This window comes from Pseudomonas sp. WS 5010, from assembly GCF_012985565.1.
Classification (GTDB): Bacteria; Pseudomonadota; Gammaproteobacteria; order Pseudomonadales; family Pseudomonadaceae; genus Aquipseudomonas.
This window is the reverse complement of record NZ_JAAQWQ010000005.1, coordinates 446,945-470,835: the sequence shown is the minus strand read 5'-3', so window position 1 is coordinate 470,835 and position 23,891 is coordinate 446,945. Positions and strand designations below refer to the sequence as shown.

The 23,891-nt window shown below is 61.4% G+C and carries 21 protein-coding genes; 12 read left to right on the top strand and 9 right to left on the bottom strand.

Going from position 1 to position 23,891, the window contains the following annotated elements; translation table 11 throughout:
* Window positions 1–131 precede the first annotated feature (131 nt).
* The 6 genes from HBO11_RS19080 to HBO11_RS19055 all read left to right on the top strand — a co-directional run bounded on the left by HBO11_RS19080 (window position 132) and on the right by HBO11_RS19055 (window position 5,457).
* Window positions 132–1,199, top strand: coding sequence for an ABC transporter substrate-binding protein (locus tag HBO11_RS19080; RefSeq protein ID WP_169952845.1), 1,068 nt, complete (start codon window positions 132–134; stop codon window positions 1,197–1,199).
* A 151-nt stretch (window positions 1,200–1,350) separates the two neighbouring features.
* Window positions 1,351–2,157, top strand: a complete 807-nt coding sequence (locus tag HBO11_RS19075; protein ID WP_169952847.1) for an alkaline phosphatase family protein — start codon at window positions 1,351–1,353, stop codon at window positions 2,155–2,157.
* Window positions 2,154–2,999: an ABC transporter permease subunit gene (locus HBO11_RS19070; RefSeq protein WP_169952849.1), complete on the top strand. Its 846-nt coding sequence runs from the start codon at window positions 2,154–2,156 to the stop codon at window positions 2,997–2,999. Before HBO11_RS19075 ends, HBO11_RS19070 begins: the two co-directional genes overlap by 4 nt.
* Complete coding sequence (locus HBO11_RS19065; protein ID WP_029292823.1) at window positions 2,986–3,786, top strand: ABC transporter permease; 801 nt, start codon at window positions 2,986–2,988, stop codon at window positions 3,784–3,786. Before HBO11_RS19070 ends, HBO11_RS19065 begins: the two co-directional genes overlap by 14 nt.
* A complete protein-coding gene (locus HBO11_RS19060; protein WP_169952851.1) occupies window positions 3,783–4,772 on the top strand; it encodes an ABC transporter ATP-binding protein in 990 nt (329 codons plus the stop codon). Before HBO11_RS19065 ends, HBO11_RS19060 begins: the two co-directional genes overlap by 4 nt.
* Window positions 4,773–4,803: 31 nt before the next feature.
* A complete protein-coding gene (locus HBO11_RS19055; protein WP_169952853.1) occupies window positions 4,804–5,457 on the top strand; it encodes an HAD family hydrolase in 654 nt (217 codons plus the stop codon).
* Window positions 5,458–5,619: 162 nt separating this feature from the next.
* Here HBO11_RS19055 and HBO11_RS19050 read toward each other — a convergent pair whose 3' ends face one another.
* On the bottom strand, window positions 5,620–6,582 hold the full coding sequence (locus HBO11_RS19050) for a zinc-binding dehydrogenase (protein ID WP_169952855.1): 963 nt from the start codon (window positions 6,580–6,582) through the stop codon (window positions 5,620–5,622).
* 138 nt (window positions 6,583–6,720) lie between these two features.
* Here HBO11_RS19050 and HBO11_RS19045 point away from each other — a divergent pair, with 138 nt between their 5' ends.
* Both HBO11_RS19045 and HBO11_RS19040 read left to right on the top strand, forming a co-directional pair.
* Complete coding sequence (locus HBO11_RS19045; protein ID WP_170042679.1) at window positions 6,721–8,802, top strand: carboxy terminal-processing peptidase; 2,082 nt, start codon at window positions 6,721–6,723, stop codon at window positions 8,800–8,802.
* 117 nt (window positions 8,803–8,919) lie between these two features.
* Window positions 8,920–10,677 (top strand): bifunctional diguanylate cyclase/phosphodiesterase, encoded by a 1,758-nt coding sequence (locus tag HBO11_RS19040; RefSeq protein ID WP_169957195.1) that lies wholly within the window; start codon window positions 8,920–8,922, stop codon window positions 10,675–10,677.
* An 18-nt stretch (window positions 10,678–10,695) separates the two neighbouring features.
* Here the strand turns inward: HBO11_RS19040 and HBO11_RS19035 are convergent, their stop codons facing one another.
* The 5 genes from HBO11_RS19035 to HBO11_RS19015 form a co-directional block, all read right to left on the bottom strand.
* Window positions 10,696–11,082 carry an SEL1-like repeat protein gene (locus HBO11_RS19035; protein WP_169957197.1) on the bottom strand — a complete coding sequence of 129 codons (387 nt, stop codon included), beginning with the start codon at window positions 11,080–11,082 and terminating at the stop codon, window positions 10,696–10,698.
* Window positions 11,083–11,454 carry a hypothetical protein gene (locus HBO11_RS19030; RefSeq protein WP_057440671.1) on the bottom strand — a complete coding sequence of 124 codons (372 nt, stop codon included), beginning with the start codon at window positions 11,452–11,454 and terminating at the stop codon, window positions 11,083–11,085. It abuts the gene before it with no gap.
* On the bottom strand, window positions 11,451–11,789 hold the full coding sequence (locus HBO11_RS19025) for a helix-turn-helix transcriptional regulator (protein WP_169957198.1): 339 nt from the start codon (window positions 11,787–11,789) through the stop codon (window positions 11,451–11,453). The genes HBO11_RS19030 and HBO11_RS19025 overlap by 4 nt, the downstream gene beginning before the upstream one ends.
* A gap of 97 nt (window positions 11,790–11,886) precedes the next feature.
* Complete coding sequence (locus HBO11_RS19020; protein ID WP_169957200.1) at window positions 11,887–12,342, bottom strand: DUF1232 domain-containing protein; 456 nt, start codon at window positions 12,340–12,342, stop codon at window positions 11,887–11,889.
* Between the two features lie 327 nt (window positions 12,343–12,669).
* The gene (locus HBO11_RS19015) at window positions 12,670–13,398 is read right to left on the bottom strand and encodes an FKBP-type peptidyl-prolyl cis-trans isomerase (RefSeq protein ID WP_029292800.1); all 729 of its coding nucleotides are present in this window, start codon (window positions 13,396–13,398) and stop codon (window positions 12,670–12,672) included.
* Between the two features lie 258 nt (window positions 13,399–13,656).
* Between HBO11_RS19015 and HBO11_RS19010 the strand changes: the two genes are divergently transcribed.
* Entirely contained in the window at window positions 13,657–15,465 is a 1,809-nt protein-coding gene (locus tag HBO11_RS19010; RefSeq protein ID WP_169957202.1) for a di-heme-cytochrome C peroxidase, read from the top strand.
* 29 nt (window positions 15,466–15,494) lie between these two features.
* Window positions 15,495–16,628 carry a catalase family protein gene (locus HBO11_RS19005; protein ID WP_169957203.1) on the top strand — a complete coding sequence of 378 codons (1,134 nt, stop codon included), beginning with the start codon at window positions 15,495–15,497 and terminating at the stop codon, window positions 16,626–16,628.
* Window positions 16,629–16,692: 64 nt separating this feature from the next.
* On the opposite strand, the gene HBO11_RS19000 is transcribed toward HBO11_RS19005, so the two are convergent.
* From HBO11_RS19000 to HBO11_RS18990, 3 genes are read right to left on the bottom strand one after another with little or no spacing between them, the layout of a single operon-like run.
* Window positions 16,693–17,661 (bottom strand): LysR substrate-binding domain-containing protein, encoded by a 969-nt coding sequence (locus HBO11_RS19000; protein WP_169957204.1) that lies wholly within the window; start codon window positions 17,659–17,661, stop codon window positions 16,693–16,695.
* A 50-nt stretch (window positions 17,662–17,711) separates the two neighbouring features.
* Complete coding sequence (locus HBO11_RS18995; protein WP_169957206.1) at window positions 17,712–19,721, bottom strand: CocE/NonD family hydrolase; 2,010 nt, start codon at window positions 19,719–19,721, stop codon at window positions 17,712–17,714.
* A gap of 27 nt (window positions 19,722–19,748) precedes the next feature.
* Window positions 19,749–21,332 (bottom strand): BCCT family transporter, encoded by a 1,584-nt coding sequence (locus HBO11_RS18990; protein ID WP_169957207.1) that lies wholly within the window; start codon window positions 21,330–21,332, stop codon window positions 19,749–19,751.
* Between the two features lie 638 nt (window positions 21,333–21,970).
* On the opposite strand from HBO11_RS18990, the gene kdpF reads away from it, so the two are divergent.
* Both kdpF and kdpA read left to right on the top strand, forming a co-directional pair.
* The gene (gene kdpF / locus HBO11_RS18985) at window positions 21,971–22,069 is read left to right on the top strand and encodes a K(+)-transporting ATPase subunit F (protein ID WP_074851717.1); all 99 of its coding nucleotides are present in this window, start codon (window positions 21,971–21,973) and stop codon (window positions 22,067–22,069) included.
* A gap of 107 nt (window positions 22,070–22,176) precedes the next feature.
* A complete protein-coding gene (gene kdpA, locus HBO11_RS18980; protein ID WP_169957209.1) occupies window positions 22,177–23,883 on the top strand; it encodes a potassium-transporting ATPase subunit KdpA in 1,707 nt (568 codons plus the stop codon).
* Window positions 23,884–23,891: the final 8 nt, after the last annotated feature.

The window sequence follows — 23,891 nt, the reverse complement described above, 5'->3', positions numbered from 1 at the left end:
TGCCTTGAAAACGACATCGACATGAAACTGTCATCCAGCGCGCCTAAATTGGCTCGTGTATTGCTGACCTAGACCAAACCAACCGCGCCATCAAAAAATCGCAGCGTTGAAAACGCCCAAAGGAGCTTCGGATGAAACAGCTTTTCCTGGCATCACTGTTAGGCTCGACCATTGCCATGTGCACCGCCGCCATGGCCGCTGACACCGATTTGAAAACCCTGGAAGCTGCCGCCAAGGCAGAAGGCGCTGTGAACAGCGTCGGCATGCCCGATGACTGGGCCAACTGGAGAGGCACCTGGGAAGACCTGGCGGCCAAGTACGGCCTCAAGCACATCGACACCGACATGAGCTCGGCCCAGGAAATCGCCAAGTTCGCCGCAGAAAAAGACAACGCCAGCGCCGATATCGGTGACGTGGGCGCCGCCTTCGGGCCGATTGCGGTCAAGCAGGGCGTGACCCAACCCTACAAGCCCAGCACCTGGGAGCAGATCCCGGATTGGGCCAAGGACAAGGATGGCAACTGGGCACTGGCCTACACCGGCACCATCGCGTTTATCGTCAACAAAAAGCTGCTGCACGGCTCCGAAGTCCCGACCAAGTGGTCTGACCTGAAAACCGGCAAGTACAAGGTCTCGATTGGTGACGTGAGCACCGCCGCCCAGGCCGCCAACGGCGTGCTGGCGGCAGCCCTGGCCAATGGTGGCGACGAGAGGAACATCCAGCCGGCGTTGCTGATGTTCGCCGAGATCGCCAAGCAGGGGCGTATCTCCCTGGCCAACCCGACCATTGCCACCATGGAAAAAGGCGAAGTGGAAGTGGGCGTGGTCTGGGACTTCAACGGCCTGAGCTACAAGGCCAAGATGGCCAACCCGGATGACTACGTGGTGCTGATCCCATCGGATGGCTCGGTGATTTCCGGCTACACCACCATCATCAACAAATACGCCAAGCACCCCAACGCCGCCAAGCTGACCCGCGAGTACATCTTCAGCGATGCCGGGCAGATCAACCTGGCCAAGGGCAATGCACGGCCGATTCGTGCCGAGCACCTGACCCTGCCCGCCGAAGTACAGGCCAAGCTGCTGCCTAACGAACAGTACAAAGGCGTGACCCCGATCAAAGACGCCGATGCCTGGGAGAAGACCTCCAAGGGCTTGCCGCAGAAGTGGCAGGAAGAAGTCATCATCAACATGCAATAAGCCCTGGAATACGACCAGGGTGGGAGCTGGCTTGCCTGCGATAGCGGTATGACATTCAGCACTTGCATCGGCTGATACACCGTTATCGCAGGCAAGCCAGCTCCCACAGTTGATCTGGTTCCAGCAGAACCACCGAGGAGCCCCTGTCCCTATGAAGCACAACGTCATCCTTGTGGTTCTCGACGGCCTCAACTACGAGGTTGCCCGGCATGCCATGGGGCACCTGCAGGCCTACGTCGGCGCCGAGCGTGCAGCGCTGTACAAGCTGGAATGCGAATTGCCCGCCCTCTCGCGCCCGCTGTACGAATGCATCCTCACTGGAGTGCCGCCGATCGACAGCGGTATCGTCCACAACCACGTCTCGCGCCTGTCCAACCAGCGCAGCATTTTCCATTACGCCACCGACGCGGGCTTGACCACTGCGGCGGCGGCCTACCATTGGGTCAGCGAGCTGTACAACCGCTCGCCGTTCATCGCCGCCCGCGACCGGCATACCGACGACCCGGCACTGGCGATCCAGCACGGGCACTTCTACTGGAGCGATCATTACCCCGACGCCCACCTGTTTGCCGATGCCGAAAGCCTGCGCCTCAAGCACGCGCCGAACTTTTTGCTGGTACACCCGATGAATATCGACGACGCCGGCCACAAGTACGGCCTCGACACCGCGCAATACCGTAACAGCGCCCGCTCGGCGGACATTATCCTCGCCGACTATCTGCAAGGCTGGCTCGACACCGGCTACCAGGTGCTGGTCACCGCCGACCACGGCATGAACAACGACCGCTCCCACAACGGCCTGCTGCCGGAGGAGCGTGAAGTACCGCTGTTCGTTTTCGGGGATGCCTTCAGCCTCGAGCCCGAGGCCCAGCCCAGGCAAACCGATATCTGCGGCACCGTCTGCGCCCTGCTTGGCGTTGCCCACGACAAACCTGTCTGCCAGGAGCTGTTGAAGTGAGTTCAGTGATCCGTGGTAAATGGCTGGCCGCCTTGTGCCTGGTGCCTTTCGCCCTGTTTTTTATCGTGTTCCAGATCGCGCCGCTGTTCTGGGTGATGGTCAACAGCCTGCAATCGGAAGAGTTCGGCTGGGGCCTGGCCAACTTCAGCAAGATCTTCAGCTCGAAGTTCTACCTGCAGGCAATCCAGTACAGCCTGGAGCTGAGTTTCTATTCCAGCGTCTTCGGCATCATCATCGCCGTGCTGGGCAGCTACTCGTTGCGCAAGGTGGATTCGCCGCTGCGCAACTTCGTCACCGCCTTCGCCAACATGACCAGCAACTTCTCCGGTGTGCCCCTGGCCTTTGCCTTCATCATCCTGCTGGGGTTCAACGGCAGCATCACCATCATGCTCAAGCAGGCCGGGATCATTCAGGACTTCAACCTGTACTCCAAGACCGGCCTGATCATCCTGTACACCTATTTCCAGATCCCCCTGGGCGTGTTGCTGCTGTACCCGGCCTTCGATGCCCTGCGTGAAGACTGGCGCGAGTCCGCAGCACTGCTGGGGGCCAATGGCTGGCAGTACTGGCGGCACATCGGCCTGCCGGTGCTGACGCCGGCGCTGCTGGGCACCTTCGTGATCCTGGTGGCCAATGCCCTGGGCGCCTATGCCACGGTGTATGCGTTGACCACCGGCAACTTCAACGTACTGCCGATCCGCATCGCGGCGATGGTTTCCGGTGATATTTCCCTGGACCCGAACATGGCCAGCGCCCTGGCCGTGATCCTGGTGGCGCTGATGACCGTGGTCACCGTGGTCCATCAACTGCTGCTCAAGAGGAGCTACCATGTCTCGTGCTGAAGCCAGCCCCGTCGCCCTCTATCATCGCGTGGTGGTGTACCTGCTGTTCGCGATCCTCGTGCTGCCGCTGATTGGCACCCTGGTGTACTCCCTCGCCAGCAGTTGGTCGGCCACCATCCTGCCCGCCGGCTTTACCTTCAAGTGGTATGTGCAGTTGTGGAGCGACCCGCGCTTTTTGCATGCCTTTGGCCAATCGCTGCTGGTATGCGTCGGCGCGCTGATCCTGTCGGTGGTGCTGATCCTGCCGCTGCTGTTCGTGGTGCATTACCACTTCCCCAGGCTCGATGCGCTGATGAACATCCTGATCCTGCTGCCCTTCGCGGTGCCGCCAGTGGTGTCATCGGTAGGCCTGTTGCAATTGTATGGCTCGGGGCCGCTGGCGATGGTCGGCACGCCGTGGATCCTGATCGGCTGCTACTTCACCGTGGCGCTGCCGTTCATGTACCGCGCGATCACCAACAACCTGCAGGCGATCAACCTGCGTGACCTGATGGACGCCGCCCAGTTGCTTGGCGCCAGCACCTGGCAGGCGGCAATCCTGGTGGTGCTGCCCAACCTGCGCAAGGGCCTGATGGTCGCGTTGCTGCTGTCGTTCTCGTTCCTGTTCGGCGAGTTTGTGTTCGCCAATATCCTCGTCGGTACGCGCTACGAGACCTTGCAGGTGTACCTCAACAACATGCGCAACAGCAGCGGGCATTTCACCAGCGCCGTGGTCATTTCCTATTTCCTTTTCGTGCTGCTGCTCACCTGGGCCGCCAACCTCTTGAACAAGGACAAAAGCCAATGAGCTTCGTCAGCGTCCAGCACCTGCAAAAAAGCTACGCCGCCACCCCGGTGTTCAGTGATATCAATTGCCAGATCGCCAAGGGCGAATTCGTCACCCTTCTGGGCCCGTCCGGTTGCGGCAAGTCCACCCTGCTGCGCTGCATCGCCGGCCTGACGCCGGTGGACAGCGGGCAGATCCTGCTGGACGGCCAGGATATCGTGCCGCTGAGCCCGCAGAAGCGTCACATCGGCATGGTGTTCCAGAGCTACGCGCTGTTCCCCAACATGACTGTGGAACAGAACGTCGCCTTCGGCCTGCGCATGCAGAAGGTCAACGCCGATGACAGCCACAAGCGCGTCCAGGAGGTGCTGCAACTGGTCGAACTCAAGGACCTGGCCGGGCGCTATCCGCACCAGATGTCTGGCGGCCAGTGCCAGCGCGTAGCCCTCGCCCGCTCCCTGGTCACCCGGCCGCGCCTGCTGCTGCTCGATGAGCCGCTGTCGGCACTGGATGCGCGGATTCGCAAACACCTGCGCGAACAGATCCGCCAGATCCAGCGAGAATTGGGCCTGACCACGATTTTTGTGACCCATGACCAGGAGGAAGCCCTGGTCATGTCCGACCGCATCTTCCTGATGAACCAGGGCAAGATCGTGCAGAGCGGCGACGCCGAAACCCTCTACACCGCCCCCGTGGACGCCTTCGCTGCCGGTTTTATCGGCAACTACAACCTGCTGGACGCCGAGCAGGCCAGCACGCTGTTGCAACGTCCGGTCAGCAGCCGTATCGCGATCCGTCCTGAGTCCATCGAACTGAACCACAGCGGCGAGCTTGATGCGCTGGTACGCAGCCACAGCCTGTTGGGCAATGTGATTCGCTATCGCGTCGAAGCCCGGGGCATCGAATTGGTGGTGGACGTACTCAACCGCTCGGCCCAGGATCTGCACCCAGACGGGCAACGCCTGGCACTTTCCATCGATCCCAGTGCGCTGTGTGAGGTAGCCTGAGGATGCAGTGTTTATTAAGGAAGCATGACTGATGGCTTTGGTAATTTTTGATCTGGACGACACCCTGATCCACGGCGATTGCGCCACCTTGTGGAGCGAGCAGATGGGCCGCCTGGGCTGGGTGGACCGCGAATCGTTCATGGGCAAGAACCACGAACTGATGTCCGCCTACAGCCGCGGCGAGTTGGCCATGGAAGAGTTCATGGACTTCAGCCTGGAACCGATGATCGGGCGCACTCCGGAAGAAGTCGCGCACCTGGTGGAGCCGTGGGTGGAAGATGTTATCGAGCCGCTGATCTACAGCGACGCGACCAAGACCATCGCCCGCCACCGCCAGAACGGTGACCGGATCCTGGTGATCTCGGCCTCGGGCACGCACCTGGTCACGCCGATTGCGGCGCGCATTGGCATCGATGAAGTACTGGGGATTGAACTGGACGTGGCCCACGGGGTGTACAGCGGCAAGACCGTGGGTGTACTGACGTACCGCGAAGGCAAGATCACCCGCTTGATGCAATGGCTTGAGCAGGAAGGTGAAAGCCTGGAAGGGGCGTACTTCTACTCGGATTCGCGTAATGACCTGCCGCTGCTGAGCAAGGTCGATTTCCCGCAGGTGGTAAACCCCGATCCGGTGTTGCGCGCCCATGCCGAACAGGCCGGCTGGCCGATCCACCAGTGGACCTGAAGGCCCACTTTTGGCGTTGAAACCCAATCCAATGGGGGAGCTAATGTGGGAGCTGGCTTGCCTGCGATAGCGGAGTATCAGGTTAAGGTCTGTTACTGACACACCGCTATCGCAAGCAAGCCCCGCTCCCACCTTGGGCTGCATTTCAACCCTGGATTGGCCTCAAGCCAGGCTTTCGTCGATCACCAGCACCAGCTTCCCGGAAATCTGGTTGGTCGAAAGCTGCGCAAACGCCGCTTCCGCGTCCTTGATCGGGAAGGTCTTGGCCAACTGCGGGCTCAGTCGCCCTTCGCCAAACAACGGCCATACCTGCTGGCCCAGGTCGCTCAAAAGGTCTGCCTTGAACTGGTCATCGCGGCTGCGCAAGGTCGAGCCCAGCACTTGCACACGCTTGGCCAGCACCTGCGCCAGGTCCAACTGGGCTTCACGCCCGCCCATCAAGCCGATCAATACCCAGCGACCGTCGCGGGCCAGCAGCTTGAGGTTAATGGCTGCATAGTTGCCGCCCACCGGGTCGAGAATCACGTCGAACGGGCCAAAATCCCCCAGGCTCTCGATGCCGTCGGTACGTACCACACCGCCCTGGGCGCCGAGGTCTTCGCAGTAGGCCAGGCGGTCCGCCGAGCCGACGCTGACCCAGCACGGGCTGCCAAAGGCTTTACACAGCTGGATCGCCGCCGAACCGACGCCACTGGCGCCCGCATGCAACAGCACCTTTTCCCCGGGCTTGAGCGCCGCCAGTTGGAACAGGTTGAGCCAGGCGGTGCTGTACACCTCGGGCAACGCAGCGGCTTCGGCCAGGGACAAACCCTCTGGCACCGGCAGCACGTGGCGCGCGTCCACCACCACTTCCTGCGCCATGCCACCGCCCGCCAACAGCGCACAGACCCGATCCCCCACTTGCCAGGACGAGCCAGCGCCGACTTCGCTGATCACCCCGGAACACTCCAGGCCCAGCACTTCGCTGGCCCCGGGCGGTGGAGGATAGAGCCCTGCACGCTGTAATAAATCCGCTCGATTGAGGCCGGCTGCTGCCACCCGAATGCGAACTTGCCCTACATCGCACGTAGGACTTGGGGTCTCAACCCACTCCACATGACCTTCAACGCCTTGCAATGCTTTCACAGTGCCTCCATAGTGAGTCTGGACTGAGCCCGTTGCTGTAGCGCCGGGCTTTTTGCATTATGCGACCGGCCCAAATGGAACCGGCGACTTCAAAGACGGCCTAATATGCGTTATCAATTGCCCCCGCGTCGAATCAGCATGAAGCATTTGTTCCCCAGCACCGCCCTCGCTCTTTTCATTGGTCTCGGCCTGTTGCCGCTGTCGACCAATACGTTCGCAGCCAACAGCTGGGACAAACTTCAGCCTGATCGCGATGAGGTGATTGCCAGCCTTAACGTCGTCGAGTTGCTCAAGCGCCACCATTACAGCAAGCCGCCGCTGGACGATGCGCGCTCGGTGATCATCTATGACAGCTATCTCAAGCTGCTGGATCCCTCGCGCAGCTACTTCCTGGCCAGCGATATCGCTGAGTTCGACAAATGGAAGACCCAGTTCGACGACTTTCTCAAGAGCGGCGACCTGCAACCTGGCTTCACCATCTACAAGCGTTACCTGGACCGTGTCAAAGCGCGTCTGGACTTCGCCCTCGGTGAGTTGAACAAAGGCGTCGACAAGCTCGACTTCACCCAGAAGGAAACCCTGCTGGTGGATCGCAAGGAGGCCCCGTGGCTGACCAGCACCGCCGCCCTGGATGACCTGTGGCGCAAACGCGTCAAGGATGAAGTCCTGCGCCTGAAGATCGCCGGCAAAGAGCCCAAGGCGATCCAGGAATTGCTGACTAAGCGCTACAAGAACCAATTGAGCCGCCTGGAACAGACCCGCGCCGAAGATATCTTCCAGGCCTACATCAACACCTTCGCGATGTCCTACGATCCGCACACCAATTATCTGTCGCCAGATAACGCGGAAAATTTTGATATCAACATGAGTCTGTCCCTCGAAGGGATCGGTGCCGTGCTGCAGAGCGACAACGACCAGGTCAAGATCGTACGACTGGTGCCAGCGGGTCCTGCGGACAAGACCAAGCAGGTCGCTCCGGCCGACAAGATCATTGGCGTGGCCCAGGCCGACAAAGAGATGGTCGACGTGGTCGGCTGGCGCCTGGACGAAGTGGTCAAGCTGATCCGTGGGCCCAAGGGCAGCGTGGTGCGCCTGGAAGTGATTCCGCACACCAACGCGCCGAACGACCAGACCAGCAAGATCGTGTCGATCACCCGCGAAGCGGTGAAGCTCGAAGACCAGGCCGTACAGAAGAAAGTCCTCAACCTCAAGCAGGACGGCAAGGACTACAAGCTGGGCGTCATTGAGATCCCGGCGTTCTACCTGGACTTCAAGGCCTTCCGTGCTGGCGATCCGGACTACAAGAGCACCACCCGCGACGTGAAGAAAATCCTCACCGAGCTGACCAAAGAGAAAGTCGACGGCGTGGTCATCGACCTGCGCAACAACGGTGGCGGCTCGTTGCAGGAAGCCACCGAGCTGACCAGCCTGTTTATCGACAAGGGCCCGACCGTGTTGGTGCGCAACGCTGACGGCCGTGTGGATGTGCTGGAAGACGAAAACCCGGGCGCCTTCTACAAAGGCCCGATGGCATTGCTGGTCAACCGTCTCTCGGCTTCGGCCTCGGAGATTTTTGCCGGTGCGATGCAGGACTACCACCGCGCGTTGATCATCGGTGGCCAGACCTTCGGCAAAGGCACGGTGCAGACGATCCAGCCACTCAACCATGGCGAGCTGAAGCTGACCCTGGCCAAGTTCTACCGGGTTTCCGGGCAGAGCACCCAGCACCAGGGCGTACTCCCGGACATCGATTTCCCGTCGCTCATCGACACCAAGGAAATCGGCGAAAGCGCCCTGCCAGAAGCCATGCCGTGGGACACCATCCGCCCGGCCATCAAGCCTGCATCGGACCCGTTCAAGCCCTACCTGGCCCAGCTCAAGACCGAACATGACCTGCGCTCCGCCAAGGACGCCGAGTTCGTGTTTATCCGCGACAAGCTGGCCCTGGCCAAGAAGCTGATGGCCGAGAAGACCGTGAGCCTCAATGAAGTGGACCGCCGCGCGCAGCACACCGATATCGAGAACCAGCAACTTGCCCTGGAAAACATCCGCCGCAAGGCCAAGGGTGAAGACCCGCTCAAGGAGCTGAAGAAAGAAGACGAAGACGCACTGCCGACCGAACCTGAAAAGACCAAGCCGGAAGATGATGCCTACCTGAGCGAAACCGGGCGGATTCTGCTGGACTACCTGAAAATCAGTAAGACGGTGGCCAAGCAGTAAATGATGGCGATTTAATGTTGCCGCTCCACTGAGCGTCATCAAACAGACATCATTCTGTCGTGAAATGAAGGACCGGGCGCCCCAGGCACCCGGTCCTTTTTTTCGACCGAGATCATCATGACCATGACCGAACAGCTGAATGCCCTGGCCTCCATCCTGGCCCAGGGCAGTTTGCACAGCCTGTTCCAACCCATCGTCAGCCTCTGCGAACGTCGCATCCTCGGCTATGAAGCCCTGAGCCGCGGCCCCTCCAACAGCCCGCTGCACTCGCCCCTCGCCTTGTTTGGCGTGGCGCGCCAGGCCGGGCGCCTGAATGAGCTGGAGATGGCCTGCCGGCAAAGTGCCTGTAGGCGCTTCAGCGAGCAGAAGCTGCCGGGCAAGCTGTTTCTCAACGTCTCGCCCGAGTCCCTGCTGGAAACCACCCACCAACCGGGGCGCACCCTGCATATGCTGCGCGAGTATGGAATCGCGCCCAGCCAGATCGTGATCGAACTCACGGAGCAAGCGCCGACCGACGACTTCCAGCTGTTGCAAACCGCCCTGCACCATTACCGTGACATGGGTTTTTCGATTGCCCTGGATGACTTGGGCGCCGGTTATTCCAGCTTGCGCCTGTGGTCAGAATTGCGCCCGGACTACGTGAAGATCGACCGGCATTTTATCGATGGCATACATCAGGATGCGCTCAAGCGCGAGTTTGTCGGTTCGATCCTGCAGATCGCCAGGGCTTCGCGCGCGCAGGTGATTGCCGAAGGCATCGAGCTGCCGGAAGAGTTGGCGGTGCTCACGGAAATGGGCGTGGACCTGATCCAGGGCTACCTGCTGTGCCGTCCCCAGGAGCACCCACCGACCGAAGCCCGGTTGATGCTGGCCAAGCCCGACAGCACCAGCGTTTCGCTCAACGAGGACGCCAGTGACCTCAGCGCCCTGCTCAACGAACAACCGGCCGTGGCCCAGGACACCGCCACGGCCAAAGTGCTGGAAGCGTTTCGCAGCCAGGCCAATCTCAACTCCCTGGCGGTCCTGGATGGGCGCGGCCAGCCGATTGGTATCGTGCATCGGCACTCGTTGTCCGACGTCCTGCTCAAGCCGTTTGCCACCGATCTGTTTGCGCGCAAGCCTATCAGCCGCCTGATGAGCGATGACTTCCTGGCCGTGGAACTGAGCCAGTCGTTGCAACAGGTCAGCCGCCTGCTGACCAGCCGCGCGCGGCAGCGTATCGAAGAAGATTTCATCATCACCCAGAATGGCAACTACCTGGGATTGGGCCGGGTGATCGACGTGCTCAAGCTGATTACCGAACTGAAAATCCAACAGGCGCGCTACGCCAACCCGCTGACCCTGCTGCCGGGCAATGTGCCGATCCAGCAGTGCCTGACACGGCTGTTGCAGCAGCAGCGCGAATCGGTGATTTGCTATGTGGATATCGACAGCTTCAAGCCATTCAACGATATCTACGGCTATGGCCGTGGCGATGAAGTATTGCTGTGCCTGGCGCAATGCTTGAACGACCGGGTAGACCCCAGCCGTGATTTTGTCGGGCATATTGGCGGCGATGATTTTTTACTGGTGCTGGGCGCCCAGGACTGGCGCAAGCGTCTCAACCAACTGGTGGATGATTTCCAGACCCAGTGCCGGCGCTTCTACCGCAGTGAACACTTGGATGCGGGCTGTTTTATCGCCCTGAATCGCCAGGGGGTGCGCCAGGAGTTTGCCTTGCTGTCGCTGTCCATCGGCGTGGTGCATCTGCATCCATTGAGCTGTGGGCACCTGGATGCCAGCCAGTTGGCGGAACTGGCCTCCCAGGCCAAGCATCACGCCAAGGACGTGGCCGGCTACAGCATCCACCTCATCGATAGCCGCGAAATCCTGTAGGAGCCGACAAGCCTGCGCCTACAACTGCTCCAGGCGTATCTGCGCCAGCGGATGCCCAGCCTTGGCGGCGATGGTCCACCAGCGTGCCGCTTCTACAGGGTCCGGAGCCTTGCCCAGGCTGCCTGCCAGGCTCAGCACGCCCACTTGATAGGCCGCCTTGCCATCCCCCGCCTGACCCGCCAGGCGCAGCAAGCGCACGCCCTCCTCCCGCGCGCCAATGCCTAGGCCGCGAAAGGTCAGGATATGCCCATAGAAACTTTGGGCCTCGACATTGCCCAGGTTGGCCATGCGTGCAAACTGACCCTCCAGCCAGTGCCAGCCGCGGGGCTGACGCACAAACCATGACCAATGAAACAATCTGCGTGCCAGCCAATAACTGGCATACGCTTTGAGCTTCCAGAACACTCAGGCCTCCGCTGACTCAGGATATTCGTACTCGAACACACGGACCACTTCCGAGGCATGCCACGATGCTGCAGCAACGCCATCGGACGGTCCGCAAAAGCGCCCGAGGCGCTCGACACATTCAAAAAAACCGGTGCGCGGCAAGCGGCTCGCGCCCTGGCTGATTACCAGGGAGCTGCGCAGTGGCTGATCCGCCTTGGCATCCAGGGCTGCCAGGTGTTCCAACGCGGCGGTCAGGGTTTGCATCGCCGGCGTCGGGAATTGCAGACGCTCGAGCAATGCACGGTAGGTCAATAGATGTCGCTGGCGACGGGCCTGGTCGAGCTCATTGAGCAACCCATCCCAATGTTGACGGCTGATGCGCACACTCACATTTCATCCCTCCAACCGGCAATCCCCAATTCCCAGGCCAGGCTGCGACGGATCGCGGCATCCGGCTGGCGCTCGCCACTTTCGATCAACCCCAGGTAGGACGGGCTGATGCCGACGGTGCGGGCCAATGTCTCGATCGCCAGGCCCTTGGCTTCGCGCAGGCTGCGCAATTGCGCCAGGGGGCGTAGGTCCTGCTCGGTAGCGACGGGAGGGATCTGTGCAGCAGGAGTGACTGGTTGCTGCAGGCCGGCGGCTGTTAACAGCGCCTGGTACTGAGCCCATGGCAGAACCGCGTACTCGGGTTCGCCATCCCGTGAAATGATTTGTATATCCATGACTGCCCCGTAGGATCACAACACTTACGAAGTAAGTACTTTCCTTAGGAGTGTAATCCTAACAGCCACAAAGAGCGCAGGGGGATAATCCGCGTGTTCAGTTTTTTTTCGGGTTTTCCTGCTCCAGTAGTTGCGGCGTGGCGGGCAGGCGTTCAACCACCACCAACTTCTCCGGGCGCTGGCGGTCACGCCAGGCGCGGAAGGCACTCAACTCACCGTCCAGGCTCTTCATGACCCAGGCCAGTACCGCGATGTCATCGAGCATGCCGAACATCGGCAGGAAGTCCGGGATCGCGTCAATCGGGCTGAGGAAGTACATCAGCCCCGCCACCACCGAGATCAGCGCCTTGGGGCTGATAGCCCGGTACTCGCCGCGCCAATAGGCCAGGCACAGCGCCTGGAGCAGCTTGAGGTCGTCCTTGAGCTTGCCCAGGCGATTGCCCTGGCTGGAGCCTTTGGCAGCGACCGCGAACAACAGCGTCGGCAGGCGTCCACGCCCGATCAGCCGTGCGGCCAACGGCAGGAAGCGGGTGAAATTCCAGGGTGCTTTCATCGTCACTCCAGTTCCAGGCGAGATAAAAGGTTATCCACACAACTTGTGGATAACCTTGTGAACAGAGCCCATTTTTGCGGCTGAAAGCCACGTAATACAAGGCCTACAGTCAGATCGGGCGTTTTTTGCGCACATAAAAAAATCCCAAGATTTCATTGACTTGGGGGGCATCTGCGGCTACCCGTGCCGAGGTATAGCATCAGACTGCTCTAAGTCGCAGGTGTTCGTTCTGATTTTCCCACACCCCTCCACGACCTCGGTCAGCAGCTCCCACACCAGAAACAACAACGCCCCGTATAAACGGGGCGTTGTGTGTTCAGCAGCGGCTTACTTGGCAGCCGGTGCCTCAGGAGCGTCGGCCTTGGCCGGGTCCTTGATTGCCAGCAGCTCCAGGTCGAAGACCAGTACGGAGTTGGCTGGAATCGCCGGGCTCGGGCTCTGGGCGCCGTAGGCAAGGTCGGACGGGATGTACAACTCGACCTTCTCGCCCACGTGCATCAGTTGCAGGCCTTCGACCCAACCTGGGATCACGCCGCTGACCGGCAGGTCAATCGGGCTGCCGCGATCCACGGAGCTGTCAAAGGTGGTGCCGTTGGTCAACTTGCCGGTGTAGTGCACAGTCACTACGTCGGTAGGCTTGGGCTGGGCGCCTTCGGCTTTCTTCACGATCTTGTACTGCAGGCCGGAAGCGGTGGTGACTACGCCGTCTTTCTTGGCGTTGTCTTCAAGGTATTTCTTGCCGGCGGCTGCCGACTCTTCACTCATCTTGGTCATGCGCTCTTCAGCACGCTTTTGCAGTGCGGAAAACGCTTCGACCAGTTCTTCGTCCTTCAGCTTCTGTTCTTTCTTGCCGACGGCATCTTCGATGCCTTGGGCAACTGCCTTGGAGTCCAGGTCATCCATACCTTCCTGAGCCAGGCTTTTGCCCATGTTCAGGCCGATACCGTAGGAAGCTTTCTGCGCCGGGGTTTTCAGCTCTACGCTGGTTTGCGAATCACAACCCGCAAGTACCAGGCTAACCAGGGCCACCGCCGCCGCCAACCGATGCTGTTTCATGCTATTTCCTTGTTCATGCGCCAAAAGGGCATTCGAATAAAGTCGCGAGCTTATCAGGCGGCCACGACCAATGGCTACCGGCATGTGAGCAGGAAACTTCTGATAAGTTCACGTGTTTAAAAGCATTTTCATCTGCCCCAAAGCCCGGCGAAGGACAGCCGGCGTAGCGAAAACCGCCTGCGTAGACGGATCATGGCTACTTGCCGCCTACCGCGCTCAGTGGCATAAGGGCACAACAACTCGACAAGGATAGTTATCTTGCGCATTTTTTCCCGTGTTTTACTCCTGATCCTGTCATTTATGGGACTGCTGCTGGCGGTGGTCCTTTATTACGTGATCAACCCCAGGCTCCCGGATTACTTGGCGGTGCAGCAGGTGCACTACCAGGACCAATGGAGCGCCGCCGACCGCCAGGCCTACTACTTCACGCCCCAGGGCACCCAGATAAAAGGCCTGCGCTATAACTGGTTCACCGCGCTGGAGCTGCCGTTTTCCGAGCAGCGTTTTGCCGAGCCGGCCAACCTCGCGCGCTTCGGTTTCCTGGTGGACCCGCGACAACAGGCCACACCCCAGAACCCCGGCAACCTGCCCGTAGGCTTCGCCCGGCACAAAAATGCCGGCAGCAGCGACGAGTTTCTCGATATCACCTGCGCCGCCTGCCATACCGGCGAGTTGCATTTCAATGGCCAGGCCCTGCGCATCGATGGCGGCTCTGCGCAACATGTGCTGCCCTCCAGCGTGCCAACCTTGCGCGGCGGCAGCTTTGGCCAGGCCCTGGTGGCCAGCCTCGCCTCTACCTATTACAACCCGTTGAAGTTCAGGCGCTTTGCCCACAGCGTGCTGGGGGATCAATACGACGCCCAGTACGATCAGTTGCGCCAGGACTTCAAAAAGTCCCTGGACAACTTCCTCAAGGTGGCCTGGAACGATACCCACCGCGGCCTCTACCCCACCGAAGAAGGCCCGGGGCGCACCGACGCCTTCGGCCGCATCGCCAATGCCAGCTTTGGCGACGCCATTTCGCCGAACAACTACCGTATCGCCAACGCGCCAGTGGACTACCCGCAGCTGTGGGACATGTGGACCTTCGACTGGGTGCAATGGAACGGCTCGGCCCAGCAACCCATGGCGCGCAACATCGGCGAGGCGTTGGGTGTAGGCGCGACCCTGGCGTTCTTCGACAGCGCCGGCCAGCCCCTCAAGGGCGATGCGCGCTACCCGTCCAGCGTGCGCGTGCGTGACCTGAACCGGATCGAAGAAACCCTGCAACGGCTCAAGCCACCGGTTTGGCCTGAAGCGCTGTTCGGCGCCATCGACAAACCCCTGGCCGCCCGAGGACGTGCGCTGTTCGCGGAAAACTGCGCGGCCTGCCATGTGCCCAGCGTGAGCGAAGTCAACGGGCGCCCGGTGCAGCAGTTGAAGATGCTGCCAGTGGACTACATCGGCACCGACCCGGGCACCGCCAGCAACATTGCCGACCAGCGCTACGACCTCAGCGCCCTGCAATGGGACCCGGCCGAACTGGCGCAGTTGAATGTCGAACTGCACCCCACGCCGACCGAACCGCTGGATCTGCGCAGCCTGTCCGTGGCCAAGGGCCTGGCCTATGTCACAGCGTTTGTCGAAGAGCACGCCTACCGCGCCGCCGGCATCACAGCGGCCGAACGCCCGCGCCTGGACGGCTACGGCCTGCCCATCGGCGTGCGCGAACTGCGCGCCTACAAGGCCCGCCCACTGGCGGGTGTGTGGGCCACGCCGCCGTTCCTGCACAACGGTTCGGTGCCGACGATCTACCAGTTGCTTTCGCCCCAGTACGAGCGCAGCCGCACCTTCTATAAAGGCACCTTCGACTACAACCCGCGTCACCTGGGTTATCGCACCGAGGCGTTTAAAAATGCATTCCTGTTCGACACCAACATCACTGGCAACCACAACAGTGGCCACGAGTTTCGCGCCGGCAAGCGTGGCAATGGGGTGATCGGCCGCGGCCTTGAGCCTGAGGAGCGTTGGGCGCTGCTGGAATACCTGAAAGTACTGGGCGGCCCCCTGGAGCAACAACTGCCATGACTTCCCCATTTCGATACAAGGACCGTTCCATGCTCGCTCGACTGTGGCTGCGCCTCGGCGCGTTTCTCGGCAAGACGCTGTTATGGCTGGTAGGCCTGGGCCTGCTCGGCTGGTTGTTGTCGACCCTGTGGTTCGCCTGGCACCACAGCGGCCCGGTGTCGGCCGAGGAACAGATTCCGCCCGGCGAAGCGGCCATGACCCAAGGCATCATTCAGACGGCGGTGCGCATTGTCGACCAGCATCGCGAAGGCACCCGTTACCTGCGCGATGCCCATGCCAAGGCCCACGGCTGCGTAAAAGCCGAAGTCAGCGTGCTGCCAAACCTTGACCCGGCGCTGCGCCAGGGCGTGTTCGCCGAGCCGGGCAAGACCTGGCAGGCGATGATGCGCCTGTCCAACGGCAACGCTTATCCACAGTTCGACAGCATCCGCGACGCCCGCGGCATGGCGATCAAGCTGCTGGACGTGCCGGGCAAGCAACTGCTGGCCGACCAGCAGGCACGCGGCGAGCAGGACTTCGTGATGTTCAGCCACCCCAACTTCTTTGTCAGCGATGTGGCGGAATATGCGCAGAACGTCGGGGCCCAGGCCGATGGCAAGAAAGTCATGGCGTTTTTCCCCAGCCTCGACCCGCGCAGTTGGCAGGTGCGCCATCTGTTTATTGCCCTGGCGACATTGGCGCCGGCACCGGCCAGCCCGACCGAGACCACGTACTTTTCGGTATCGCCCTACAAGTTCGGCAGCGCCAACGCCAAGTTTCGCGTCGCCCCAGACCCGCAAAGCTGCCCGCAATACCATCTGCCCAAGCAGAACCAGGACTTGCCGAACTTCCTGCGCAGCGCCTTGAGCCAGCAGTTGTCCACCGACCGCATCGACGCTTGTTTTGTGTTGCAGATCCAGCGCCAGAACCCGCAGAAATACATGCCCATCGAAGACACCAGCATCGAATGGAAGGAAAGCGACGCGCCCTACGAGAGCGTGGCGAAAATTCGCATTCCGGCGCAGGACTTCGATACACAGGCCTTGAACCTGGCCTGTGACAACCAGTCGTTCAACCCATGGTTTGGCGTGGAGGAACACCGGCCGATTGGAGGGATCAACCGGCTGCGCAAGGCGGTGTATGAGGCGGTGAGTGATTATCGGCATAGCCGCAACGCACCCTGAATAATGCCTGTGGGAGCGGGCTTGCTCGCGCTGACGTCAGCAAGAACGCCTCACCGCGTCATCGTTAACGATCATCGCGGGCAAGCCCGCTCCCACAGAAAAGCCCCTGCGGCGTTGTATCGGACGCCGTCAGCAACCATTGCTGAAAACTGCGCGCAGCCGAGGGTGGGTTGCGATGCTGCGGTTGCATCAGTTGCAGGCGGCCACGACTGTGCATGTGATGGGGCAAGGCCAATTGCAGGCGGCCGGCAGCCAGCTCGCCTTCGAGCAGGCACTTCCAGCCCAGGGCTACGCCATGCCCCATCACTGCCGACTGCATCAGCAACTGATAGCTGTTGGTGCGCAAGGCGTGACGAGGCGTGTGGTACTGCGCACCGATGTCGGCGAACCAGTCGGTCCAGGTCAACCAGTCGTGATAGTGGTCTTCTACGATCAACAAGGTATGGCTGCGCAGCAGGTGCTCGGCGTCGCGGATCGCGCCATGGCGCTCGATGTAGCCGGGGCTGCATACGGCGATGACCTGCTCACTGGCAAACACCGGGGTCAGTTCCAGGCCAAGGGGCGCTGGCAGTTCGTCGAGGTGATAGAACAGGCCCAGGTCATATTCGCTGACATCCAGGTGGCTCGGGCTTTCACTGCACAGGATGCGGATATCCAGCTCCGGGTGCTCATCCTGGAAGGCCGGCAGCAGCGCGGCGAGCCAGATGGAACTGATGGTCGGCGTGCTGGCCAGGGTCAGCTGGCGATCGGCACCGCGTCGACGCAGCTCCGCCGATTCGCGATCAAGCTCGCGCAGCAGGCGCTGGATGGTGCGAAAGTAACGCACGCCGGCCGGGGTCAGACTCAGCCCCAACGCCAACCGATAAAACAGCGGTCGCGCCAGGTCTTCCTCCAGGCGCTTGATCTGCCGGCTCACTGCGCTTTGGGTCAGGTTCAGTTCGTGGGCCGCCTGGGTAAAGCTCAAATGCCGGGCGGCGGCCTCAAACGTCTGCAAACAATTGAGCGGTGGAAGGTCGACGTTTCGGCGCGACATGCAGGGATCCGTGGCTGATCAGATGAGCAAGCATCCTGCCACTTGCCCGCTCACAACGCGACCCGCGCGACCCGTCTGCTCCAGCTTCGCTGATGCACCTGCACCCCGTTTTCCCACGCCTGCTGCTGCGCCTCGATGTAGAACCACTGGGCGTCGGCGTGCACCTGCAAGTGGCTGTCGACCGCCACCGACCACTGCGCGCGCTCGACACGGTACTGCCAGTGGATATCGGCCTGGGCCGACAATGGGTCCCAGGGCATGGTGCGATATTGCTCGGTGCACCGCTGGTCCACCGCCAGGCCATGCTCGGTGAAGCGCACGGCGCCCAGGTCGTCCTCGATGTTTACGCACACTTCGCCACTGCCTACGTCCTCGATCAAGGTACGTTTCGGCGCAGCCGCCCGCAGCACCTCCAGCGCCGCCGGAGTAGCCGCTTGCGGGGCCTCGAACGGGCATGGCACGGCCGCACCGCTGAAAATCGGCAATTGCACACGTTGCACGGCGGGCAGCACGGTCAGGGTGGTCAGTTCGCGGCTGGGCCACAGCAGCGGGAAGCTCGCGGTGCTCAGGGCCAGGCGCAGGCGGTAGCCGGCCGGCACCCGCGTGCCGACATGATCCAGGCTCAGTTGCACATCCAGCGGCTCGCCTGGCACAGGTGGCGTCAGACGGGAGAAGTCTTCACGTAAGGCAAGGTTGAGCACGCCGTAGGTAATCTGCGTGACTTGCCCGTCGGGCGCCACCGCATTCAGGCGCGCCACCAGTTGCCCGCAAGAGGTATCGCTGGCCAGGCGCAGTTGCAAGCGCACATCCCCCAGCAGCGCCAGGGGTTCGGCCAGTGGCTGAGAGTCGAAGCACAAAGACTGCGCATCGTCGCGGCGCTGATCGGTCGGGCCGTCGGGGCCAAACCAGATGGCGCAGTACTCGCCCTGGTGCAGGCCGGTGGTCAGTGGCGAACAGATACTGCGCGGGCCGCCCAGCGCCTGCTGGCCGGGGCGCAGGCCATGGTCGGTCAGGCTGTAGTCGGTCCATTGCACCTGGGGATCGGGCCAGCCCGAGGTCTGCACCCAGATGCCTGGGCGTTCGGCATAACTGCCCTTGGGCGCCAACACATCCTGTAGGTAAAAGGTGCAGGCCGCGTCGTCCATCACCCGATTGTCGATACCTTTAAGCCAGTGGTCCCACCAGCGCTTGGCCTCCTGCAGGAAGCCAATGGCCGGGTTGGGCACGGCGAAATGCGGGTACTTGTGAATCCACGGGCCGATCACGGCTTTTTTCGGCCCCGGCAGATGCTGCATCAGGCGCGGCACCGCATTCTTGTAGGCATCGCCCCAACCGCCGACGGCGTACACCGCCGCCTTGATCGCCGAGTAGTCCTCGCAGACCGAGCCGTGACGCCAGTAGGCATCGCGGGTCTGGTGTTGCAGCCAGGTCTCGGCCAGCAGCGGCATGGCGTCGAGGCGTTGCTGCCACAGGGTTTTCCAGGCATCGCCAACCAGCAGCGGGTCGGGCACTGCCGCGCTGAAGTTGAGCATGGTCGCGGCCCAGCCGAAGTTCTCCAGCAGCAGGTTGCCGCCCTTGTAATGGATGTCATCGGCAAAGCGGTCATCGGTGGAGCACAGGGTGATGATCGCCTTCAATGCTCCGGGCTGGCGCGCAGCGACTTGCAGGCTGTTGAAGCCGCCCCAGGAGATGCCCATCATCCCCAAGTTGCCGTCGCACCAGGGCTGCTGGCACAGCCAGTCGATCACTTCGAGGGCGTCGTCCTGCTCCTGCAACAGGTACTCATCGGCCATCAAGCCTTGGGATTCGCCATTGCCGCGCATATCGACCCGCACGCAGGCATAGCCCTGCCCCGCCATCCATGCGTGGGTCAGGGCATCGCGCACCGCCGTGCCATCGCGCTTGCGATAGGGCAGGTATTCGAGGATCGCCGGGAAGGCCTGCGCGCCGGCGGCGTCAGGCAGCCAGATACGCGCTGCCAGTTGTGTGCCATCGCTCATGGGGATCAGGCAGTGCTCGATCTCGCGAACCTTGTAGGCAAATTCGGTGACGATTTCCATGGGTAACTCCAACAACAAAGAGGCAAGTCAGCGGGCAAAATCCGTCACCGGGCTGGCACCACGCAGGCCAGGTTCGACATGGACCGCGGGGATCTTGACGTCCAGCAGCGCGGGGTTTTTCAACCAGTAGAGCAACGACGTGCTGGCCAGCAGCACCAGAATCATTCCCGGCAGGCCGCCGAGGTTGGAGAGCATCTTCACCCCGTCGATGCCGACAAAGGCCACCATGACCCAGGACACCGTGCCGATGATCACGCCCCAGACAATCTTCAGCAGCGGGTTGCCATCCAGGTCCGAATCGGCGGTGACGCCCTTGCTGCACAGGTTGGCGATCACGTCGGTACTGGAGTCGGCGGCGGTGACGAACGAGATAAACGCGACAAACAGCAAAAACGCGATCATCAGGCCGCTGGCCGGCAACTGCTGGAACATCTGGTACAGCACATGCTCCACGCCTTGCTCGTTGAGCACGCGGTTCAAGCTGCCATCGCCGAGGGCATCGAAATACAGGCTGCTGCCGGAGAAGATGCAAATCCACAGCGCGGTGAACAGCGCCGGGTACAGCATGTTGATCTGGATAAATTCGCGCACCCGGTAGCCCCGGCCGATCTTGCCGAGGAACAGCGCACTCACCGGCGCCCAGGCGAACCATACCGACCAGTAGAACACCGTCCAGCTCTGCGGCCAGCTGTCGCCACTGGCGGCGCCGGTGGACAGGCTGCGGCTGAAGAAGGTGTCGAGGTAGACCCCCAGGGACTCGACGCCCAGGCTGAAGATGTACAGGGTTGGTCCGCACAACCATACAAACGCGCCCAGGGCCAACATGATCCAGGTGTTGAACGACGACAGCATGACGATGCCGCGCTGCAAGCCACTGGCGGCCGAGGCGACAAAGGTGAACACGATCACCGCGATGATCAGGGCCAGGCGCAAGGGCGTGGTCTCGCCGCCAATGTACTGGCTCAGGCCGCCGGACAGGGTCAGTGCGCCGGTGCCCAGGGACGACGCCATGCCCGCCACCAGGGCGAACATCGCCAGGGTGTCGATCAACCCGGCATACCGCTTGACCCGCTGGGCGCCGAGCAAGGGTTGCAACATGGCGCCAATCGAGAAGTTGCTGCGCAGGTTGTAGAACACCAGGGCAAAGACCAGGGAGGGCACCAGGTAAATCGCGTAGGGCGTGAGGGTCCAGTGCAGGAACATCGTCGACAGGGCAAAGCTCTTGGCCGCCGCGCTGCCCGCCTCGATCGGCAGGCTGGAGGGTGGCGAGTACAGGTGGTAGAGCGGCTCGGCCGTGGTCCAGAACAGCACGCCCACCGCCAGGGTGGTACACAGCGCGACCATGAACCAGCGCCATTTGCTCAACAGCGGCGTAGCACCCTCCCCGCCGATACGCACGTTGCCCAGGGGCGAAAAATACACAATGGCCGTGAGCACCACCATGGCGAAAGAGCCGGCACTGAACAGCCAGGAGAAGTTTTGCAGGATCACGGTGTTGAGCTGTTTGCTCACGGCAAGGAATGCGGTGAGGTCGACGTAGCTCGCGATTACCGCCGCCAACAGAATCAGAAAAGTTGGCCAGAAGACCAAAGGACGCAATGGGTATTTCATCTCGTGCGCTTCCCCAGACAGACTATTTTTATTGCCTTTGCAGGCCATTGTTAGAAGCGGGCACTGTGCCGCCTTGAAGTCTTCGCGTGGCTATAGATAAGCGTGGGTGCCGGCTGCGGTGCAATCGACCAATGGGTATGAGGGTATTCCGCCAGGTCATGGCCAATCCGGGGGACAGCCGGGATCGTCGAGACCACCACCGCGTAAAGAGTTCATATAGTTCGCCCATTCGCCATAACGTTTACGTCGCCGCTATTGAGTAACCAAGTGCAAACGCCCTACCGTCACTTCCTACCCAAACACCCGTAGGAAGTCATCGTGGAAAGTTCAACTTTAGGCATGCTCGTCCTGTCAATGATTGCGCTCTTCGGCACTGCCGCGTTTTGCTTCGAACACCTCGCTACCCGCAGCGAGAAGAAAAACAAAACCAAATAAGCGGGTCGTTAGCATCAGCAGAACCCCAGTGTTTAAAGGGATACCCGGGCGGCGGGCGATCCCTTTTTTTCGTGCGCCCGGCCGAACTTTTTCTATATACCGTCTTAATACCGCTAACGCTAATCAGTGCCCGAACTTGATACCCCAAAGATTAACCTCCCCGCGTCCGCAGTTGCGGCTTATTCAATCAGGGGAGTTACACCGTGCTCACACTCACGTTCATTTATATCGCCAGCGGCTTATGTGCCGTGGGGCTGTTCGCTTACTTGGGCTACGCCCTTATTCGCGCAGAAAAATTCTAGGGAGCTGGCCATGTACGACCTGATGTTTATCAGCCTTTCCCTGGTGTTTTTTGTTGCGACTGCCATGGCCATTGTCGCCATGGGCAAGATTTGAACGGAGCCACGACATGTTAAGCACGCTGCTGGAATTTACGCTGGTCCTGGGGGTAATGACGGGGCTCGCCGTACTGATGGGTAAATGGCTGACCCGGGTCTTCACCGGGACCCACCATGCCTTGCCGGAACGCTATACCTATCGCCTGCTGGGCATCGACCCACAAGAAACCATGGGCTGGGCCCGCTTCGGTACGGCGCTGTTGTTGTCGAACGCGGCAATGATGCTGCTGGGCTACCTGGTCCTGCGCCTGCAGGCGGTCATGCCGATCAACCCGCTGGGGCTCACCGCGCAATCGCCGGACCTGGCGTTCAACACCGCCGCGTCCTTTATTACCAATACCAACTGGCAGGCGTACTCGGGCGAGACCAGCCTGTCGAACTTCAGCCAGATGGCGGTCATCACCTTTCTGATGTGCGTCGGCGCCACCTCCGGCGTGGTCGCGGCGGCCGGTTTCATTCGCGGCTTGAGCCGTTCCAGTTCGGGCGATCTCGGTAACTTCTGGGTCGACTTCACCCGCACGCTGTACCGCGTGATGCTGCCGCTGTGCGTGGGCATGGCGCTGGTGTACGTCTGGCAGGGCATGCCGCAGACCTTCGCCTCCCAGGCCCTGGTCACCACCCTGGAAGGGGCGCAGCAACAGTTGATTGTCGGTGCGGTGGCCAGCTTTGAATCGATCAAGCACATCGGCACCAACGGCGGCGGGTTCTTCAGCATGAACGCCGCGCACCCGTTCGAAAACCCGACGCCGCTGACCAACATCCTGCATATCCTCAGCATGTTGCTGATCCCCTCGGCACTGACCTACACCTTCGGCAGCATGCTGATGCAACGTCGCCAGGGCTGGGTGTTTTTCGGCACCTTCCTGGTGATGTTCATCGGCTTCCTCGCCCTGGTCTACGGCGCCGAGCAAAGCGGCAACCCGCTGCTGACCCAGGCCGGCGCCAACCAGACCCTGTCGCAGGAGCACAGCGGCGGCAACATGGAAGGCAAGGAGCTGCGCTTCGGCATCGCCGACAGCAGCCTGTTCATTGCCACCACCACGGCGGCGACCACCGGTTCAGTCAACACCATGCACGACTCGCTGACCCCCATGGGCGGCTTCGTGCCCCTGGCGCAGATGATGCTCAACTGCGTGTTCGGCGGCGACGGCGTGGGCTTTATCAACCTGATCCAGTACGCCCTGCTGACGGTGTTCCTGGTGGGCATGATGATCGGCCGCAGCCCGGAGTTCCTCGGCAAGAAAATCGAGGCGCGGGAGATCAAGCTGGTGATGCTCTCGGTGCTCGCGCACCCCATCAGCATCCTGGGTTTTACCGCCCTCGCCGCCCTGTGGCCCGACACCATGGCCAGCCTCAACAACATCGGCCCCCATGGGTTCAGCGAGGTGTTGTACGCCTACACCTCAGGCACCGCCAACAACGGCTCGGCCTTTGCGGGCTTGAACGCCAACACGCCGTTTTTCAACACCACCATTGGCCTGGCGATGTTGATCGGGCGCTTCTTCACCATGCTGCCGATGCTGGCCGTGGCCGGCTCCCTGGCGATGAAAAAAACCGTGCCGGCCGGTGCCGGGACCATTCCCACCGCGACCCCGCTGTTCATGCTGCTGGTGGTGTTCGTGGTGCTGGTGGTCGGCGGCCTGACCTTTTTGCCGGCGCTCGCGCTCGGCCCGCTGGTGGAGCAACTGCAGTTGCTGTCCGGCCAGACGTACAACTGAGGACACGT

What these genes read in the sequence shown, in the direction of transcription:
- HBO11_RS19080 (WP_169952845.1), top strand. Translation starts at nt 132, where the DNA reads ATGAAACAGCTTTTCCTGGCATCACTGTTAGGCTCGACCATTGCCATG.
- HBO11_RS19075 (WP_169952847.1), top strand. Translation starts at nt 1,351, where the DNA reads ATGAAGCACAACGTCATCCTTGTGGTTCTCGACGGCCTCAACTACGAG.
- HBO11_RS19065 (WP_029292823.1), top strand. Translation starts at nt 2,986, where the DNA reads ATGTCTCGTGCTGAAGCCAGCCCCGTCGCCCTCTATCATCGCGTGGTG.
- HBO11_RS19060 (WP_169952851.1), top strand. Translation starts at nt 3,783, where the DNA reads ATGAGCTTCGTCAGCGTCCAGCACCTGCAAAAAAGCTACGCCGCCACC.
- HBO11_RS19055 (WP_169952853.1), top strand. Translation starts at nt 4,804, where the DNA reads ATGGCTTTGGTAATTTTTGATCTGGACGACACCCTGATCCACGGCGAT.
- HBO11_RS19045 (WP_170042679.1), top strand. Translation starts at nt 6,721, where the DNA reads ATGAAGCATTTGTTCCCCAGCACCGCCCTCGCTCTTTTCATTGGTCTC.
- HBO11_RS19040 (WP_169957195.1), top strand. Translation starts at nt 8,920, where the DNA reads ATGACCATGACCGAACAGCTGAATGCCCTGGCCTCCATCCTGGCCCAG.
- HBO11_RS19025 (WP_169957198.1), bottom strand. Translation starts at nt 11,789, where the DNA reads ATGGATATACAAATCATTTCACGGGATGGCGAACCCGAGTACGCGGTT.
- HBO11_RS19020 (WP_169957200.1), bottom strand. Translation starts at nt 12,342, where the DNA reads ATGAAAGCACCCTGGAATTTCACCCGCTTCCTGCCGTTGGCCGCACGG.
- HBO11_RS19015 (WP_029292800.1), bottom strand. Translation starts at nt 13,398, where the DNA reads ATGAAACAGCATCGGTTGGCGGCGGCGGTGGCCCTGGTTAGCCTGGTA.
- HBO11_RS19005 (WP_169957203.1), top strand. Translation starts at nt 15,495, where the DNA reads ATGCTCGCTCGACTGTGGCTGCGCCTCGGCGCGTTTCTCGGCAAGACG.
- HBO11_RS19000 (WP_169957204.1), bottom strand. Translation starts at nt 17,661, where the DNA reads ATGTCGCGCCGAAACGTCGACCTTCCACCGCTCAATTGTTTGCAGACG.
- HBO11_RS18995 (WP_169957206.1), bottom strand. Translation starts at nt 19,721, where the DNA reads ATGGAAATCGTCACCGAATTTGCCTACAAGGTTCGCGAGATCGAGCAC.
- HBO11_RS18990 (WP_169957207.1), bottom strand. Translation starts at nt 21,332, where the DNA reads ATGAAATACCCATTGCGTCCTTTGGTCTTCTGGCCAACTTTTCTGATT.
- kdpA (WP_169957209.1), top strand. Translation starts at nt 22,177, where the DNA reads ATGTTAAGCACGCTGCTGGAATTTACGCTGGTCCTGGGGGTAATGACG.